Source organism: Mesorhizobium sp. M0136 (assembly GCF_040322515.1).
Taxonomy (GTDB): Bacteria; Pseudomonadota; Alphaproteobacteria; order Rhizobiales; family Rhizobiaceae; genus Mesorhizobium.
In genome coordinates this window covers 57,965-72,817 of record NZ_JAMYTP010000007.1, presented here as the reverse complement: position 1 = coordinate 72,817, position 14,853 = coordinate 57,965, and the positions used below count along the sequence as shown (strand labels likewise).

Below are 14,853 nucleotides of genomic sequence, written 5' to 3'. Positions count from 1 at the left end.
TCCGGTTCAAGACGCTTTTCGTCGGGTCTTCTATGGCTGGCGGGATCAAACCGCGCCGCCTTGCCGGCGTGAAAGGAGGCATCATGCTGCATAATGACCCCATCGCCGCGCTGACACCAGAGGTCATAGGCTGGCGGCACCATATCCATGCCAATCCGGAGCTCGGATTTAATGAATACGAAACGGCGCGTTTCGTTGCAGAGAAGCTGCGCTCCTTCGGCGTCGACGAGGTGCATGAAGGGATCGGCGGCACCGGCATCGTCGGTGTCCTGCGCAGCGGTGGCGGCGCACGCGCCATCGGCCTTCGCGCCGAGCTCGACGCGCTTCCGGTGCTGGAGAAAACCGGCTTGGCCTATGCCTCCAGGAAAGAAGGAGTAATGCACGCCTGCGGCCATGACGGCCACACCGCGATGCTGCTCGGCGCCGCCAAATTGCTTAGCGATTGCCGTGCCTTCGACGGCACCGTCACTTTCATCTTTCAGCCGGCCGAGGAAAACGAGGGCGGCAGCATGCGCATGATCGAGGACGGCCTGTTCAAGCGCTTTCCGGTCGAGGCGGTCTACGCGGTCCACAACTGGCCGGGCATCAGGCTGGGGACGATCGCCGCCCGCGCTGGTGCCCAAATGGCGGCCGTCGATAATTTCGAACTGACCTTCGAGGGTCTTGGCGCGCATGCCGCGATGCCGCAGCTCGGCGATGACCCGATCCTGGCCGCCGGCGCCTTCGTGCAAGCCGTCCAGCGCATCGTCGGCCGCTCGGTCGACCCGCAAAGCGCGCTTGTCGTCAGCCTCACGCAGATCCATGGCGGCAATGTCGGCAACATCGTGCCGGGCAAGGTCTGGCTGCAAGGCACCTGCCGCTTCTTCGAGCCCGAACTTTCCGATCACTGCGAGAGGCTGATCGGCGAGATCGCACAAGGCATTGCCGCCGCGCATTCGCTCAACGCCAGGCTCGACTACCGGAAGGGCTATCCGCCGCTGATCAACACGGCGGACGCGACGACCCGCGCCGTCGAGGCGGCGGCATCCGTCGTCGGCCGGGAGAATGTGTTGACCGAGTTCAGCCCCAGTCTCGGCTGCGAGGATTTCGCTTTCATGATCCGCGACGCCGGCGGCTGTTATGCGTGGATCGGTGCCGGGGAGGTCGGCCCGGGCGAAGGCCTACATGGCGACCGCTACGTTTTCAACGACGAGATCGTGCCGACGGTGATGCGCTATTACGTCAACCTCGTCGAGCAGACGCTTCCGCGGGCCGGTCCTTCTACAGCAGTTTTTCCGGCGTGATCGGCAACTCCCGGATCCGCTTGCCTGTGGCGTCGAAGACGGCATTGGCCACCGCAGCGGCAACGCCTGTGGCGCCGAGCTCGCCGATGCCCTTGCCGCCGATCGGGCTGGCATGCTCGTCCATCTCGTCGACAAAGTGGATTATGATGTCGCCGGGAATGTCGGCATTGACCGGAATGGCGACCCCGGAAAGGTTCTTCGACAGGAACCGCCCAAGCACTGGTTCGTGCCTGCTCTGCTCCATCGCCGCCATGCCCCAGCCCCAGATGATGCCGCCCGTCATCTGGCTGCGTGCGGTGCGGGGATTGACGATGCGGCCGGCGCTGTAGCTGCCGACGGCGCGACGAAGCCTGAGCAGGCCGAGCCCCGGATCGACGCCGACCTCCATGAAAATCGCGCCGAAAGTGCGCATGGCGAGGCCTTTGCCATGCTGCGCCGGATCGAACGAGCCGGAGCCGATGATCTCGCCGATGTCGGTATGGCTCATAACGTCGGCGATCGTCTGACCGCCGGCAGCGCCTTTGCGCCGAATCTTGCCGTCCTGCATCTCCACCTCGTCCGGCAGCAGATTGGCAAGACGGGCAAGCTGCGAACGCGCATCTTCGGCGGCGGCAAGCACCGCCGCGCCCACCCCCATGGTCGATGACGAGCCATAGGTCGGTCCCGCCTCCGGCAGCTCTGTATCGCCCATTTCCAACTCGATCTTCTCCATCGGCAGGCCCAGCACATCGGCCGCGATCTGCGGAAAGATGGTGAGTGTTCCGGTCCCTATGTCCTGGGTGCCGGTGCGGATGAGCACTCTGCCGTCCCTGTGCAGCCTGACCTCGGCTGCAGGCGTCGGGTGGCGGAAACAGCCCATGCTGCAGGTTGCCATGCCGTAGCCGATCAGCCAATCGCCATCGCGTTGCGGCTTGCGCGGGCGCTCGCGCCAGCCGAACAGCCGGGCGCCTTCCTCATAAGCCTCGCGCAGCTTCTTCGATGACCAGGGCTGGCCGGTGGCCGGATCCGTGTCCGCATGGTTGATCAGACGCAGGTCGAGCGGATCGATGCCGAGGCGGTGTGCGAGCTCGTCCATCGCGCTTTCGAGGGCCCAGGTGCCGGGACCCTCGACCGGCGCGCGCAGCGCCGTCGGCATGGCGACGTTCGCGCGCTCGACGCGCTGGCTGAGACGCATGGCCGGCGTGGCGTAGAGACCCTTCGAGGCTTCGGTGGCGAACTCGACGAAATCGTCGCTCACGGTGGTCAGGTTGACCACGTCCTGTTGCACGGCGGTCAGCTTGCCCGACCTGTCCGCAGCCAGCACGATCTTCTGTGCCATGCGCGGCTGGTAGCCGAGGCAGGAATAGGCATTGGCGCGGCTGAGCGCCAGCCTGACCGGGCGCTGCATGATGCGCGCCGCGGCGGCGGCCAGCACCTGATGCGGCCAGATCCAACCCTTGCCGCCGAAGCCGCCGCCGGTATGGCGGGAAATCACGCGGACCTTTCCGGCGGGGACATTCAAACGGGCGGCAAGCACCTGGCGGACACCATAGACGTGCTGCGTGGCGTCGTGCAGCGTCAGCTCTCCGTCGTTCCACTCAGCGAGCGTCGCCGAGGGCTCCATGGCGTTGTGGTGGCGCGACGGCTGCAGGTAGACGGCTTCGACCATGGCGGCTGCGTCGCTAAGCCCGCGGTCGACGTCGCCCTTGGTAAATGTCGGCTCCAGGAACAGGAAGCCGCTCTCCCTCGGCACGACCGCAGCCTTGTCGATGGCGGTCCACTCCGGCGGTGCCGGCAATTCCGGCTCGGCGAACTCGAAGCGCAATGCGACGTGGCGGGCACCGGCCTCCGCCGCCTCCAGCGTCTCGCCCAGCACAATGGCAAGCGGCTGACCCTCGTGACGTATCTCGTCGCCCTGCATGGGCATGAAGCTCTGCGCTGCCGGTGGGCCTTCGGCCTGCTGCATCTGCGTATCGGGCTCGGCCCTCGGCGATGCGAACCGACCGAATTTTGGCATGTCCTCATGCGTGAGCACACGCACGACGCCCTTCTCGGCGAGCGCGTCGTCGACCATGATCGACGTCACGCGGCCGGCCGGAACGGGCGCGGTCACGAGTACCGCATAGAGCAGGTCGGGGGCGAAATAGTCGGCCGCATAGCGGGCGCGGCCGGTGACCTTGACGCCGCCGTCAGGGCGGGCAACAGGCTGGCTGATCATCATGACGACATCCTCGCTGCTCTTTCGATCGCCCGCAAAGCGGCGGTCTTGGCCAGTTCGATCTTGTAGGCGTTCTGCGACAAGGGACGCGCTTGGGCGAAGGATTGCTCGATAGCGGTGCTCAAAGCCTCGCGATCGCCGATTTCGGCACCGGCGAGCTGCTCCTCGGCGGTGCTCAGCCGCCACGGTCGCAGCGCCACGGACCCCAGCGCCAGGGCCGCCCGACGGATGGTTTGGCCGTCCATCTCCAGCACAGCGGCGGCAGAGACGATGGCGTATTCGTAGGATTCGCGCTCGCGCACCTTGAGGTAGGCCGATCGCGGCGCCGGCGCCGGCAGCTCGATTGCCGTGATCAGTTCGCCTTGCTGCAACACATTGTCTGCCTCGGGGCGCGTGTCGGGAAGCAGGTGGAATTCCGCTGCCGGAATGCGCCGGCCGCCGCTGCGGTGCGCGGTGACGATGACCGCATCAAGTGCTGCCAGCGCCACGGCCGGGTCGGATGGCTGGGTGGCGACGCAATGCTCGGTCCAGCCGAATATCGCGTGATTGTCGTTGATGCCATGCAATGCCGAGCAGCCGGAGCCGAGCTGACGCTTGTTGCATGGCAACTGCTCTTCGGCACGGAAATAGGCACAGCGCGTCTTCTGCAGAAGATTGCCGCCTATCGTTGCCAGGTTTCTCAGCTGCGGCGATGCGGCGTTGAGGATCGCCTGGCTCAACACCGGATAGTTGCGCACGACCAACGCATGCAGCGCGACATCGTTGAGATGCATCAGCGCGCCGATCGTCAAGCCGCCGCCGGGCAGTGGTTCGACCTGATCCAGCCCGTCGAGGCGGGAGATGTCGATGATCCGGGTCGGCTCGGCAATGCCAAGGCGCAGCCAGTTGAGCAATTCGGTGCCGCCGGCGAGAAAGGCGCTGTCCGGCGCGGCACCGGCTGCGATCGTGTCGCCCAGGCTGTCGGCGCGTGCATAGACGAATGGGGTCATTGGCTCGCCCTCCCGGCCGCTGCGCGCACCGCCTCGACGATTTGCGGATAGGCCGAGCAGCGGCACAGATTCCCGCTCATCCATTCGCGGATCTCGGCATCGGAGCCGGTATGTCCCTCCTCGATCAGCGCCGCCGCCGACATCACCTGGCCGGGCGTGCAGAATCCGCACTGAAAACCATCATGATCGATGAACGCCTGCTGCACGGGATGAAGCGCATCGCCGTCCGCCAGCCCTTCGATCGTGGTAACCTCGCGTCCCTCGCAGGACACGGCAAGTATCATGCAGGCATTCACACGCCGCCCGTCGAGGTGCACGGTGCAGGCGCCGCACTCGCCGAAATTGCATCCCTTTTTCGTTCCGGTCAGATGAAGCCGCTCGCGCAGCAGGTCGAGCAGCGTGACGCGGGGATCGAGATCGGAAAGGCTGTGATCCTCTCCGTTCACCCGCAACCTCAATAGGTGCCGATCGTGGAAGTTCATGTGGGGTACCTCGAAGCACATGCCGTACTCGCCGCAAGGACTTGTCCAGCAAGCAGCCACCCACCTGTCGAGGCGAAATAGGGCGGTCGATTCCGGGGAAAAGGCGCTGCCGGTCAGGCAAGGCTAAAAAACGCGCATCCGAGATTTGCGGCGGAAAGGCCCTGAATGCCGCCCCAAAAAGTGCACTGTCACCGTAATTCGGGTGTGAAGTAACGGTGAAAGATTTATGGAGTAACGCATCAGTTTGGTTAGCCAGTTTCCTGGGAGTCATTTGCCGATATAGGCGGCCAGCTCGTCAGGTGTCCCCATGGGAAAGGCGCGTTTCAGATGGTCGAGGAATGCGGAGACGCGCGCGCTCAGCAGCCGCCGAGAGGGATAGAGTGTCCACAGGGCGATGTCGGGTCCCTCGACATCCCCCCAAAGTACCAGCGTTCCGTCCGCCAGATCATGGCTCACTAGCGACACTGGAAGGCGTCCCGCGCCGACGCCCGCTCGCACTGCATCCCGGACCATGATGAGCGACGACAACGCAAGGACGGGCTCGATCGCGATTGTTAACCGGCCAGTGGGCGTCTTCACCTCCCAAGCCCCGCGATCTGTCGAACGCATGACGGCCGGGGTCGCCAGGCCTTCGGCCGGCAGGGCGAGGTCAGGACTTGCCACGACCACCAGCCGATCACGCAGAAAGGCTCGCCCAACGAGGCTCTCATCCGGATCCGGATTGACCCGGATCACCAGGTCAAATCCCTCTTCGATCATGTCGACGACGCGGTCTTCGGTCGTGACCTCGAGCCTGACCTCTGGGTATTTCAGGGCGAAGCCGGCGGCGATCTTCCCCATCGCGGTCTGTGCGAACAGCAATGGGGCGCTGATCCGCAACCGGCCGCGCGGCCTTTCGCCGCCTGAGGCGATCGCCGCCGTCGTCTCTTCGAGCTCGGAAAGCAACCGGCCCGCGCGCTCGAAAAGCGCGCGTCCTTCTTCCGTCAGCTTTAACGCGCGCGCGCCACGCTCAAACAGCCGTAGATCCAGACTCGCCTCCAGTTCCGCCACGCGTCGGGACAAGGTGGCCTTCGGGCGCCCGGCAGCGCGGGCGGCCTTACCGAAGCCCCCGTGGCGGGCGACCAGATTGAAATCAGCAAGGGCAAGTAGATCCATGTGTTCCACCTGTGGGACGGCGTGTTCAGATATAATGCCTACCGACACAAATGTGGATCACTAATTTTCTGGGACGCCATCCGGCTCAACTCAGGAGTAATCCCATGACCATTCTCGTTACCGGCGCGACCGGCAATGTCGGCCGCAACGTAGTCGAACAGCTCGTGAAGCGTGGCGCCGATGTGCGCGCTTTGGTTCGCGATCCCTCGAAGGCCAATTTCCCCACTGGCGTAGATGTCGTGCAGGGCGACCTGCTCGATGTCGATTCCCTGCGCAAGGCGTTCTCCGGCGTCTCCACCCTTTTCCTGCTGAACGCGGTGGTGGCCGACGAATACACCCAGGCGCTGGTAGCGCTGGCCGTTGCCCGTGAGGCCGGCATCGAGCGGATCGTCTATCTGTCGGTGATCCACAGCGACATCTACGTCAATGTGCCGCATTTCGCGGGTAAGTTCGGCGTCGAGCGGATGATCGAACAGATGGAGCTCAACGCCACCATCCTGCGGCCCGCCTACTTCATGGACAACGACATCACGATCAAGGACGTGGTGATCGGCTACGGCATCTATCCGATGCCGATCGGAGCCAAGGGCATCGCCATGATCGACGCGCGGGACCTGGGCGAGATCGCCGCGATCGAACTCCTCCGCCGTGAGCAGGCCGCCGCGCCGCTCCCGCTCAATCGCATCAACCTGGTCGGCCCCGACACGCTGACTGGCACGGACGTCGCAGCGATCTGGACGGACGTCCTCGGTCGACATATCGCGTATCCCGGCGACGACACCGCCGGCTTCGAGCAGAACCTGCGGCAGTTCATGCCGAGCTGGATGGCGCTCGACATGCGCCTGATGGCCGAGCGCTTCCTCACGGACGGCATGGTCCCCGATGCCGGCGATGTCGATCGGCTGACCGCGCTGCTGGGCCGACCGTTGCGCTCCTATCGCGACTATGCGGCCGCAATTGCCGGCTGAGCCCCATCACCGACGTTCTGTCCAGGAGACATATCATGATTTACTCGACCGCTACCGTTCCGGTGAATCCCCGAGGCGAGACCAAGCTGACCCGTGCGCAGATATGGCAGGGCCTGGAACTCAAGGCGCGCGACGCCCGCCTGTTCCTGCCCGCAGGCCTCTGCACCCGTTGCGACGTCGTGGAGGAGAGCGCGACCCACTTCGTGCGCGAAGCTATGATCGCCGGTACTGATCTGCGCGTGAGCGAGCTGCTTCATAAGCACGGACGAAACGCAAAGCCAGTCCGTCAAAACGCGGGTGTAGATGACCTACTGCTTCACGGCTTTGTCCAGTTCAAGCGTTGTGCCTGACAAGGTGGTGGCCGAAGCATTGTCTAACGTCAACGTTCGTTGTGCCTGACCAAACGCTGAATAGCGGCGAACCCAAAGGCTCCCCAACGCAACGTACCCCGACTGTGCGCGTTCTAGTGAAATGGGAGGGCGCCATAGCCGATCTGACGGGGGTGGTCTGATGACAAATCGGAGCAACAGGGATGGCAAAGTTTAAAGAAGCTCTTGAGCGCGGGAAGAAAGCTCGCCGTCAGCAGGAGGAGCCCGTCGGCGGCGCGGAGATGGGGAAGCGAGATGCCCCCATGGCGGACTTCGGCGAGCAAGCAAAGGCTTGGCTAAACGACGTCGTGATTGCATCGCTGGAGGCGGCCAAGGCTGACGTGGCAGGCGAGGTGGCTATCGACATAGACACCGCGCCACGCCGGCAGGTCAAAGCTTTAACCCCGTCGATTCGTTTCCAGATCTACAGGAAGCGAGAATTGGAGAAGACGCCTAGAAGAACCTTTACGGTCAACGTTAAGGTGAGCGGGGCGGTATCCGTATCTTCGCCGGGGATGGTGACCAAAGATGTGGGAAACATAGGGGATAGGTCCGACCTACGGGTCCGCACCTTAATAGCCGAACTGATCGAGGACGCTGCCAAGGGTACATAGCAAGGCTATGCCCATGGGCCATGTGGAAACCGAAGGGGTACGGGGGGTCTTCGCGCGAGCCAGTTATCCAATCCCCCGCTCAGAAATTTCTACCAAACATTCCCGACCCCGCCTTCACACGAAATCGTATGTTGATTTTTTCCCAAGTAGGATCATCAATGATCGCTTGGGTTCTAGCCTTGAGGGGGCGCCCAGGATGGGCGATCGACCGAACTCTCCACCCGCCGCAGCTACCACGAAGGACCTTGTGCAGAAAGTGATCCTGCAAGCCTCTCGCGGTGAAATCATATCGGTAAAGGGGACCATCGCAGCGATTCGCCGAGACGTTCCGCATCTGCTGGTTACTGACGATGAACTGGTCTACCTTATCAGTGCGGCCCCGGCCTTTGGAATGGCAGTCGCTTTCGACCTTCACGAATAGCCTCGCTTGGGGGCGTGTTGGCGTTCATGTTAAACCTATCGCCACGACGAAACCCACGACAAGCGAAATGGCCAGGGCGACAAATACGGAGCCGGGAGGAAGAGGGTCCGGATACCATGTCGCGCATCGAATCCGAATAGAACAGGCCGCGCCACCTGACCTTCCTCATTGAAGCCTTTGAAATCGGCTTGCCCTGACGTGTCGAAGATCACGTCGACCAGATCGGGCAGCTTAGCCCGCGCCATGGCGCCGACCAAGTATGCAGGTGTAAAATAGAGGAATTCAGATAAAATCATGAGTCTATCCCGAGGGTATGCGAACCCAATGGGGTGCGACGCGCTCGCATGGCTGATGACACGGGGCAGGGACAGCTGCAGCTCATTCGAGGAAGAACTGCGCGCGGTTGCTGGCCAGTGCCGTCCGAAAGCCGTCGAAGACCTCCATGGGTGTTCCCTCGGGGTTGTCGTCGGGTCCTAAGACATTCCAGGGATCGCTCGACGCGCTCCGCCATTCTGGGACCTTTGCTGGTACGGGCCCGTGCTCGGCGGTCCCGGACCGTTCGACATCATGCAATTACCGAAGCATCAAGATCGGTTATGCGGTCTGTTCCGACCACATCCACACGCCTGAACTGCTGCGATCGCATTCGGCGCAGCTTTTCGACTGGATCATGGAGGCAGGCTCAGTGTCCGGATCGGTGGCGAATACGGAATGGCGGACGCAGCAACCGCCCATGCCGACATGGAAAGCCGCGGGACGACGGGCAAGCTGCTGCTGGTCCCATGACATGCGATTGGCCGATCGAGGCTGGATGGCGACGCTCTGCGACCCACAAGTGCTAGCGATCCATATCTATGTATAGCAGCCACTCGGTCCAGTCGCCTCTACCTTAAGGCAAGAAGACTTCCTGTCCCGAGAGAATGATCGATGTCCACGATGTCGCCTATCCTTACAAGACGCCACTTGCTCGCCATCTCTGCGGCTGCCGGCGCCGTTGGCCTGTTGCCGTCAAGCACGGCCGCTGCGGCTGAAAGCACAGCTATAAGACCCTTCCGCGTCGACATTCAGGAAGCAGCCGTCGCTGATCTTCGTCAGCGCCTGGCGGCGACGCGTTGGCCGGACAAAGAGACCGTCACAGCTCTGTCGCAGGGCGTCCAGCTTGAACGGCTTCGCGACCTCATCGAATACTGGACGACCGACTACGACTGGCGAACGATCGAGGCTCACCTCAACCGGCTGCCGATGTTCGTCACCGAAATCGACGGGCTCGAGATCCACTTCATCCATATTCGTTCGCCACATGCCGACGCCTTGCCGATGATCATGACGCATGGCTGGCCCGGCTCGATTCTGGAGTTTCTCAAAGTCCTGGGGCCTCTCACAGATCCGACAGCCTTCGGCGGCGATGCTGAGGACGCCTTTCACCTCGTCGTGCCCTCGATCCCCGGCTTCGGCTTCTCCGCAAAGCCGACCAAGACGGGGTGGGGTTCCGATCGCATCGGCAGAGCATGGGCGCTTCTGATGCAGCGGCTGGGCTATGATCGCTATGTCTCGCAGGGCGGCGATTGCGGCTCGGTGATATCGCATCGAATGGCGTTGCAGAACGTGCCGGGGCTTATCGGCATTCACGTCAATATGCCGGGCACGGTTCCAAGCGAGATCGCGGCTATTCTGGCGGCCGGCGGGCCAGCGCCGAAAGACCTTCCCGACGATGAAAGGAAGGCGTTCGACGCGCTCGACAAATTTTACAGGGACAGTTCCGGCTATGCGGCGATGATGGTCACACGGCCCCAGACCATTGGCTATTCGCTGGTCGATTCACCACTTGGGCTTGCCGCGTGGATCTACGAAAAGTTTGCTCAGTGGACCGACAGCGACGGACAGCCGGAGCGTGTGCTGACAAGGGACGAGATGCTCGACGACATCTCGCTCTACTGGTTGACCGCAACGGGTGCATCGGCCGCGCGGATATACTGGGAAGACCATTCCAACAACTTCAACGCGGTCGACATTCAGGCGCTTCCGGTCGCCGTGACCGTGTTCCCCGGTGAAATCTATTGTGCGCCGCGCGGCTGGGCTGAGCGCTGCTACCACAACCTCATCTACTTCAACGAGGCGGAGAACGGCGGCCACTTCGCCGCTTGGGAACAGCCGGAAATCTTCACACGCGAAATACGAGCGGCCTTCAGATCGCTGCGTTGATTGAATGGTTCTCATGGAAGGGATTCAAACGATGATCACACAACCGAAGCGGCTCTACACCGGCCGGGTTCATACCACCGGTGGCCGCGATGGCTCCTCGCGCAGCTCCGACGGCAGGCTTGACATCAGGCTTTCCACGCCTGGCGGCCCGGGCGACGGCACCAATCCGGAGCAGCTCTTCGCGGCTGGCTGGTCGGCCTGCTTTGAAGGCGCCATGGCGATCGCCGCGCGCAAGATGCAAGTAGTTTTGCCCGCCGAAACCGCGATCGACGCGGAGGTCGACCTGAACTCCGGCGACGACGGCTTCTTCCTCAGCGCGCGCCTCGATGTGAGCCTTCCCGGCCTGAATCCTGACGTAGCGCGGGCGATTGTCGATGCCGCGCATCGGACTTGTCCCTATTCGAAAGCTACGCGCGGCAACATCAAAGTGGCCATCACTCTGGCCTAACGCGCACCGCCGCCAATCCCTTCATCCCGACTCGACTGGAGCCACCAATGCAGACCGGAACCAACCCTGAATTTATCGACCTCGATCGCCGTCGCCTCCTGGCGGTCGGAGCCGCAGCCGTGGCCATGGCGCAGCTGGTGGCGGTGCGACCGGCAATGTCGCAAGCTACATCGCCAAAGGCCGCGTTCGCCGCCCTGAAGCAGGTCGATGCCGGCCTGCTCTCTGTCGGCTATGCGGAACAAGGTCCTGCGGACGGCCCCGCCGTCATTCTGCTGCACGGCTGGCCCTACGACATCCATAGCTATGTCGACGTAGCATCTCTTCTTGCCGGCGCTGGCTACCGTGTCCTCGTCCCGCATCTTCGCGGATACGGGACGACCCGCTTCCGTTCGGACGCTACTTTTCGCAACGGGCAGCAAGCCGCGCTCGGCGTCGATCTCGTCGACTTCATGGACGCGCTCGGTATCGAGAAGGCGATCCTGGGCGGCTATGATTGGGGAGCGCGCACCGCAAATGTGGTTGCGGCTCTGTGGCCGCAGCGTTGCAAGGCGATGGTTTCGGTCAGCGGCTATCTGATCGGCAGCCAGGCGGCCAACAAGGCGCCGCTTCCGCCGCAGGCCGAGTTGCAATGGTGGTACCAGTTCTACTTCGCCACGGATCGGGGCCGCGCGGGCTATGCGAAGAACACTGACGATTTCGCCAAGCTGATCTGGCGACTCGCGTCGCCGCACTGGAACTTCGATGACGCGACCTTCGCCAGGAGCGCCGCGGCCTTTCGCAATCCCGATCACGTCGACATCGTCATCCACAATTACCGCTGGCGGCTCGGCCTTGCCGACGGCGAACGTCGTTATGACGAGATGGAGGAAAAGCTCGCCAAGGCGCCCGTGATCGGCGTTCCAACCATCACGATGGAAGGTGACGCCAACGGCGCGCCGCATCCCGATCCGGCCAACTATGCCGGCAAGTTCTCGGGCAAGTACGAGCATCGGCTTGTGTCGGGCGGCATTGGCCACGACCTGCCGCAGGAAGCGCCAGAGGCGTTCGCCAAGGCCATCGTCGACGTAGACGGCTTCTGAGGGGAGAAGCGTGATGAAACGATATCTGGCCATTGCAGCCGTCGCAGCCTTGTCCGCGGCTCTTGCGATCACATGCGTGGCGATTGACAGGGCCGGCGCCCAAGAGCCTTCGCAGGCATCCCCGATCTATGGGGTGACAATTCCGGATGGATACCGAAAATGGGAGCTGGTCGCGCCCGCGCTGGAAGGCGACCCGCTGAACGAACTCCGTGCGGTCGTCGGAAACGCGGTCGCACTGGACGCCTACAGGAAAGGCACGCTGCCGTTCCCCGATGGCAGCGTTCTCGTGAAGCTGGCCTGGAAGCGAACCCAGTCGGCAGAGTTCGAATCGGCATCCGTGCCGGGAGCGCCAACGACCGTGCAGGTGATGGTCAAGGATTCGAAGAAATACGCGGCGAGTGGCGGCTGGGGTTTCGGCCGTTTCATTGATGGCAAGCCGGTCGACCTAGCGCAGCACGAGACATGTTTCGCCTGCCACGAGGCCCGCGTCCAAAACCACGACTACGTCTTCACGCGCTACGCACCATAGCCACGCGCGTTTGGTGCAGAGCGCTTGGCGGCGAAAATGGAAAGGGACAACAAATGACGCAGAGATGGCTTATCACTGGGACTTCGAGAGGAACGGGCCGCGCGCTTGCCCAAGCAGTCCTCGAGGCCGGGCATAAGGTTATCGCAACGGCCCGCAATCCCGAACAGATATCCGACCTGGGCGCACGCTTCGGTGAATCGGTCAGGACCTTCCCCTTGGATGTAACTGATCCGAACGCCGCCGAGGCTGCGGTTGGGCTTGCCGTCGACACGTTCGGAGGGCTCGACGTGCTGGTCAACAACGCCGGGTATGGAAACGTCAATTCGGTAGAGGACACTGCACTGGAGGATTTTCGGAGGCAGATCGAGACAAACCTGTTCGGCACCATCATCGTGACCAAGGCCGCTATCCCCATCATGCGCGAGCAGCGCAGCGGGCACATCATCCAGTTTTCGTCCGTGGGAGGGCGTATCGGGGCTCCTGGACGCGCACCCTATTCGTCGGCGAAGTGGGCCATAGAGGGGTTCTCGGAATGCCTCGCCCGCGAAATGGGACTTGTCGGGGTGAAAGTCACCGTGATCGAGCCCGGCGGCATGCGAACCGATTTCTCCGGTGTATCGACCACCCTCAAGGAGGGCCGCCCCGAGTATGATCGAGTGGTGGGCGAGACGGCCCGCATGCAGCGCAATTATGACGGTCGGCAACCGGGCGACCCGGCTCGCGTGGCCCAGGCCATCCTGAAGATAGCGGCAATGGATGATCCTCCATTCCGACTGCCAGTGGGAAGCGATGCCCTGAAGATTCTCGTGCAGGCGGATCTCAGAAGGCTGGAAGAGCTGGAACGGTGGCGGGAACTAAGCCAGTCGACCGACTTCCCTCGCGACGAAACGGACGACCGGTCGGGCTCTCGGCCTGCGTCGCCGCCTTTCCTCGCTCTGAACTCCGCTGTCTAATTATCTCCAACACGAAAGGACCACACAATGAAAACCTTACTGGCAGGGTTGGCCATCATTGCCGCCACTTTGGGCAGCGCACAGGCGCAATCCGGAAAGCCGACTGTCGTTCTGGTGCATGGCGCGTTTGCGGATGCGTCGAGTTGGAACGGCGTTGTCGCTATCCTCGAGAAGGACGGCTACTCCGTCGTGGCCGCGGCCAACCCTTTGCGTGGCGTCAAGAAAGACGGCGGCTATATAGCCTCTCTTGCTTCCAGCATCGAGGCTCCTGTCGTACTCGTCGGCCATTCGTATGGGGGTTCAGTGATCAGCGAAGCCGCCGCGGGCCAGGCGAATGTGAAGGCGCTGGTCTACGTCGCTGCCTTCGCACCGGAGGTCGGCGAAACGGCCGTGGAGCTTTCCGGCAAGTTTCCCGGCAGTTCGCTTGGCCCGACGCTCGCCAAGCCAGTCGCATTGTCCGAAGGCGGCTCGGATCTGTACATCCAGCAGGACAAGTTTCACGACCAGTTTGCAGCCGACGTCCCGGTCGGCGAAGCGAAGCTGATGGCGGCAACGCAACGCCCGATCACCGAAGCCGCTCTCAACGAACGCCAGGCCAATGCGGCCTGGAAAGCCATACCCAGCTGGTTCATCTACGGCGATGCCGACAAGAACATTCCGCCACGGGCCTCCGAGTTCATGGCTGAACGGGCTCATGCGCGCAAAACCGTCTCCGTCAAGGGCGCGTCCCATGTCGTGATGGTGTCGCACCCTGCGGCTGTGGCGGAGTTGATCGAGCAAGCCGCAGGCGAGACAGCGCCGTGAAGCCGAGCTTCATGAGGCCGATCACCGGAAGCGGGTAGCGTCGCCGTCGGGTGGGGCGGCCAGACGGCCGATCGACTGGCTGGGTCTCGGTCTGACAATCGTGCGTCAGACCGCCGACCTGCTCCCCCCATCCGATCTGTGGCCAGTCGGTCGAGAACGATGGCTCGGTCTTTTCGGTTGAATTGCCATTCTACCTGCCCGAAAATGGGCTGTCAGAAGGCGGTGATATGACCTGGAGGGATTTCGAGGAATGCGGCCCTTTGCGATAAGACCTTCCAGCCGGCCGAGCCGGTGAACGCCCGTGGCCGGATGGTCGGCTGTTTTGCTCATCTGCAGTACGCCGGGCCATCTCGGCGCTCGG

The 14,853-nt window shown here is 62.9% G+C and carries 14 protein-coding genes and 3 pseudogenes; 11 read left to right on the top strand and 6 right to left on the bottom strand.

All coding sequences use genetic code 11. From position 1 onward, the window contains the following. Positions 1-83 precede the first annotated feature (83 nt). Positions 84-1,283: an amidohydrolase gene (locus tag NKJ35_RS10555; protein ID WP_352646770.1), complete on the top strand. Its 1,200-nt coding sequence runs from the start codon at positions 84-86 to the stop codon at positions 1,281-1,283. Here NKJ35_RS10555 and NKJ35_RS10550 read toward each other — a convergent pair. The 4 genes from NKJ35_RS10550 to NKJ35_RS10535 form a co-directional block, all read right to left on the bottom strand. Next, a complete protein-coding gene (locus NKJ35_RS10550) occupies positions 1,261-3,483 on the bottom strand; it encodes a xanthine dehydrogenase family protein molybdopterin-binding subunit (protein ID WP_352646769.1) in 2,223 nt (740 codons plus the stop codon). The two genes, NKJ35_RS10555 and NKJ35_RS10550, sit on opposite strands and share 23 nt — an antisense overlap. Next, positions 3,480-4,469 (bottom strand): FAD binding domain-containing protein, encoded by a 990-nt coding sequence (locus NKJ35_RS10545; RefSeq protein ID WP_352646768.1) that lies wholly within the window; start codon positions 4,467-4,469, stop codon positions 3,480-3,482. The genes NKJ35_RS10550 and NKJ35_RS10545 overlap by 4 nt, the downstream gene beginning before the upstream one ends. Further along, positions 4,466-4,951, bottom strand: a complete 486-nt coding sequence (locus NKJ35_RS10540; RefSeq protein ID WP_254818266.1) for a (2Fe-2S)-binding protein — start codon at positions 4,949-4,951, stop codon at positions 4,466-4,468. Before NKJ35_RS10540 ends, NKJ35_RS10545 begins: the two co-directional genes overlap by 4 nt. Before the next feature lie 267 nt (positions 4,952-5,218). Further along, entirely contained in the window at positions 5,219-6,106 is an 888-nt protein-coding gene (locus tag NKJ35_RS10535) for a LysR family transcriptional regulator (protein WP_352646766.1), read from the bottom strand. Between the two features lie 104 nt (positions 6,107-6,210). Between NKJ35_RS10535 and NKJ35_RS10530 the strand changes: the two genes are divergently transcribed. From NKJ35_RS10530 to NKJ35_RS10520, 3 genes and pseudogenes are all read left to right on the top strand, one after another. Further along, positions 6,211-7,074, top strand: coding sequence for an SDR family oxidoreductase (locus NKJ35_RS10530; protein WP_352646764.1), 864 nt, complete (start codon positions 6,211-6,213; stop codon positions 7,072-7,074). A 35-nt stretch (positions 7,075-7,109) separates the two neighbouring features. Beyond that, positions 7,110-7,313: pseudogene (locus NKJ35_RS10525) on the top strand (AtaL-like protein); the annotation flags it as partial. 293 nt (positions 7,314-7,606) lie between these two features. Continuing rightward, positions 7,607-8,056 carry a hypothetical protein gene (locus NKJ35_RS10520; protein ID WP_352646762.1) on the top strand — a complete coding sequence of 150 codons (450 nt, stop codon included), beginning with the start codon at positions 7,607-7,609 and terminating at the stop codon, positions 8,054-8,056. A gap of 456 nt (positions 8,057-8,512) precedes the next feature. Here the strand turns inward: NKJ35_RS10520 and NKJ35_RS10515 are convergent, their stop codons facing one another. After that, positions 8,513-8,773: a hypothetical protein gene (locus NKJ35_RS10515; RefSeq protein ID WP_352646760.1), complete on the bottom strand. Its 261-nt coding sequence runs from the start codon at positions 8,771-8,773 to the stop codon at positions 8,513-8,515. A 91-nt stretch (positions 8,774-8,864) separates the two neighbouring features. Then, positions 8,865-8,945 (bottom strand): annotated as a pseudogene (locus tag NKJ35_RS10510) (non-heme chloroperoxidase); the annotation flags it as partial. On the opposite strand from NKJ35_RS10510, the pseudogene NKJ35_RS10505 reads away from it, so the two are divergent. From NKJ35_RS10505 to NKJ35_RS10475, 7 genes and pseudogenes are all read left to right on the top strand, one after another. After that, positions 8,944-9,263, top strand: a pseudogene (locus NKJ35_RS10505) (zinc-binding dehydrogenase); the annotation flags it as partial. The pseudogenes NKJ35_RS10510 and NKJ35_RS10505 sit on opposite strands and share 2 nt — an antisense overlap. 141 nt (positions 9,264-9,404) lie before the next feature. After that, complete coding sequence (locus tag NKJ35_RS10500; protein ID WP_352646759.1) at positions 9,405-10,679, top strand: epoxide hydrolase family protein; 1,275 nt, start codon at positions 9,405-9,407, stop codon at positions 10,677-10,679. Between the two features lie 31 nt (positions 10,680-10,710). After that, positions 10,711-11,127, top strand: a complete 417-nt coding sequence (locus NKJ35_RS10495) for an organic hydroperoxide resistance protein (RefSeq protein ID WP_352646757.1) — start codon at positions 10,711-10,713, stop codon at positions 11,125-11,127. A 47-nt stretch (positions 11,128-11,174) separates the two neighbouring features. Next, on the top strand, positions 11,175-12,206 hold the full coding sequence (locus tag NKJ35_RS10490) for an alpha/beta fold hydrolase (protein ID WP_352646756.1): 1,032 nt from the start codon (positions 11,175-11,177) through the stop codon (positions 12,204-12,206). 13 nt (positions 12,207-12,219) lie between these two features. Continuing rightward, positions 12,220-12,735, top strand: a complete 516-nt coding sequence (locus tag NKJ35_RS10485) for a cytochrome P460 family protein (RefSeq protein WP_352646753.1) — start codon at positions 12,220-12,222, stop codon at positions 12,733-12,735. A 53-nt stretch (positions 12,736-12,788) separates the two neighbouring features. After that, positions 12,789-13,688 carry an oxidoreductase gene (locus tag NKJ35_RS10480; protein ID WP_352646751.1) on the top strand — a complete coding sequence of 300 codons (900 nt, stop codon included), beginning with the start codon at positions 12,789-12,791 and terminating at the stop codon, positions 13,686-13,688. Positions 13,689-13,715: 27 nt separating this feature from the next. Further along, positions 13,716-14,492, top strand: coding sequence for an alpha/beta fold hydrolase (locus tag NKJ35_RS10475; protein ID WP_352646748.1), 777 nt, complete (start codon positions 13,716-13,718; stop codon positions 14,490-14,492). The last annotated feature ends 361 nt before the right edge of the window (positions 14,493-14,853 follow it).

Excerpts from the sequence above, each read along its gene's own strand:
- NKJ35_RS10545 (WP_352646768.1), bottom strand. The coding sequence starts at position 4,469 with ATGACCCCATTCGTCTATGCACGCGCCGACAGCCTGGGCGACACGATC.
- NKJ35_RS10530 (WP_352646764.1), top strand. The coding sequence starts at position 6,211 with ATGACCATTCTCGTTACCGGCGCGACCGGCAATGTCGGCCGCAACGTA.
- NKJ35_RS10555 (WP_352646770.1), top strand. The coding sequence starts at position 84 with ATGCTGCATAATGACCCCATCGCCGCGCTGACACCAGAGGTCATAGGC.
- NKJ35_RS10475 (WP_352646748.1), top strand. The coding sequence starts at position 13,716 with ATGAAAACCTTACTGGCAGGGTTGGCCATCATTGCCGCCACTTTGGGC.
- NKJ35_RS10550 (WP_352646769.1), bottom strand. The coding sequence starts at position 3,483 with ATGATGATCAGCCAGCCTGTTGCCCGCCCTGACGGCGGCGTCAAGGTC.
- NKJ35_RS10490 (WP_352646756.1), top strand. The coding sequence starts at position 11,175 with ATGCAGACCGGAACCAACCCTGAATTTATCGACCTCGATCGCCGTCGC.
- NKJ35_RS10540 (WP_254818266.1), bottom strand. The coding sequence starts at position 4,951 with ATGAACTTCCACGATCGGCACCTATTGAGGTTGCGGGTGAACGGAGAG.
- NKJ35_RS10515 (WP_352646760.1), bottom strand. The coding sequence starts at position 8,773 with ATGATTTTATCTGAATTCCTCTATTTTACACCTGCATACTTGGTCGGC.
- NKJ35_RS10535 (WP_352646766.1), bottom strand. The coding sequence starts at position 6,106 with ATGGATCTACTTGCCCTTGCTGATTTCAATCTGGTCGCCCGCCACGGG.
- NKJ35_RS10485 (WP_352646753.1), top strand. The coding sequence starts at position 12,220 with ATGAAACGATATCTGGCCATTGCAGCCGTCGCAGCCTTGTCCGCGGCT.
- NKJ35_RS10500 (WP_352646759.1), top strand. The coding sequence starts at position 9,405 with ATGTCCACGATGTCGCCTATCCTTACAAGACGCCACTTGCTCGCCATC.
- NKJ35_RS10495 (WP_352646757.1), top strand. The coding sequence starts at position 10,711 with ATGATCACACAACCGAAGCGGCTCTACACCGGCCGGGTTCATACCACC.
- NKJ35_RS10480 (WP_352646751.1), top strand. The coding sequence starts at position 12,789 with ATGACGCAGAGATGGCTTATCACTGGGACTTCGAGAGGAACGGGCCGC.
- NKJ35_RS10520 (WP_352646762.1), top strand. The coding sequence starts at position 7,607 with ATGGCAAAGTTTAAAGAAGCTCTTGAGCGCGGGAAGAAAGCTCGCCGT.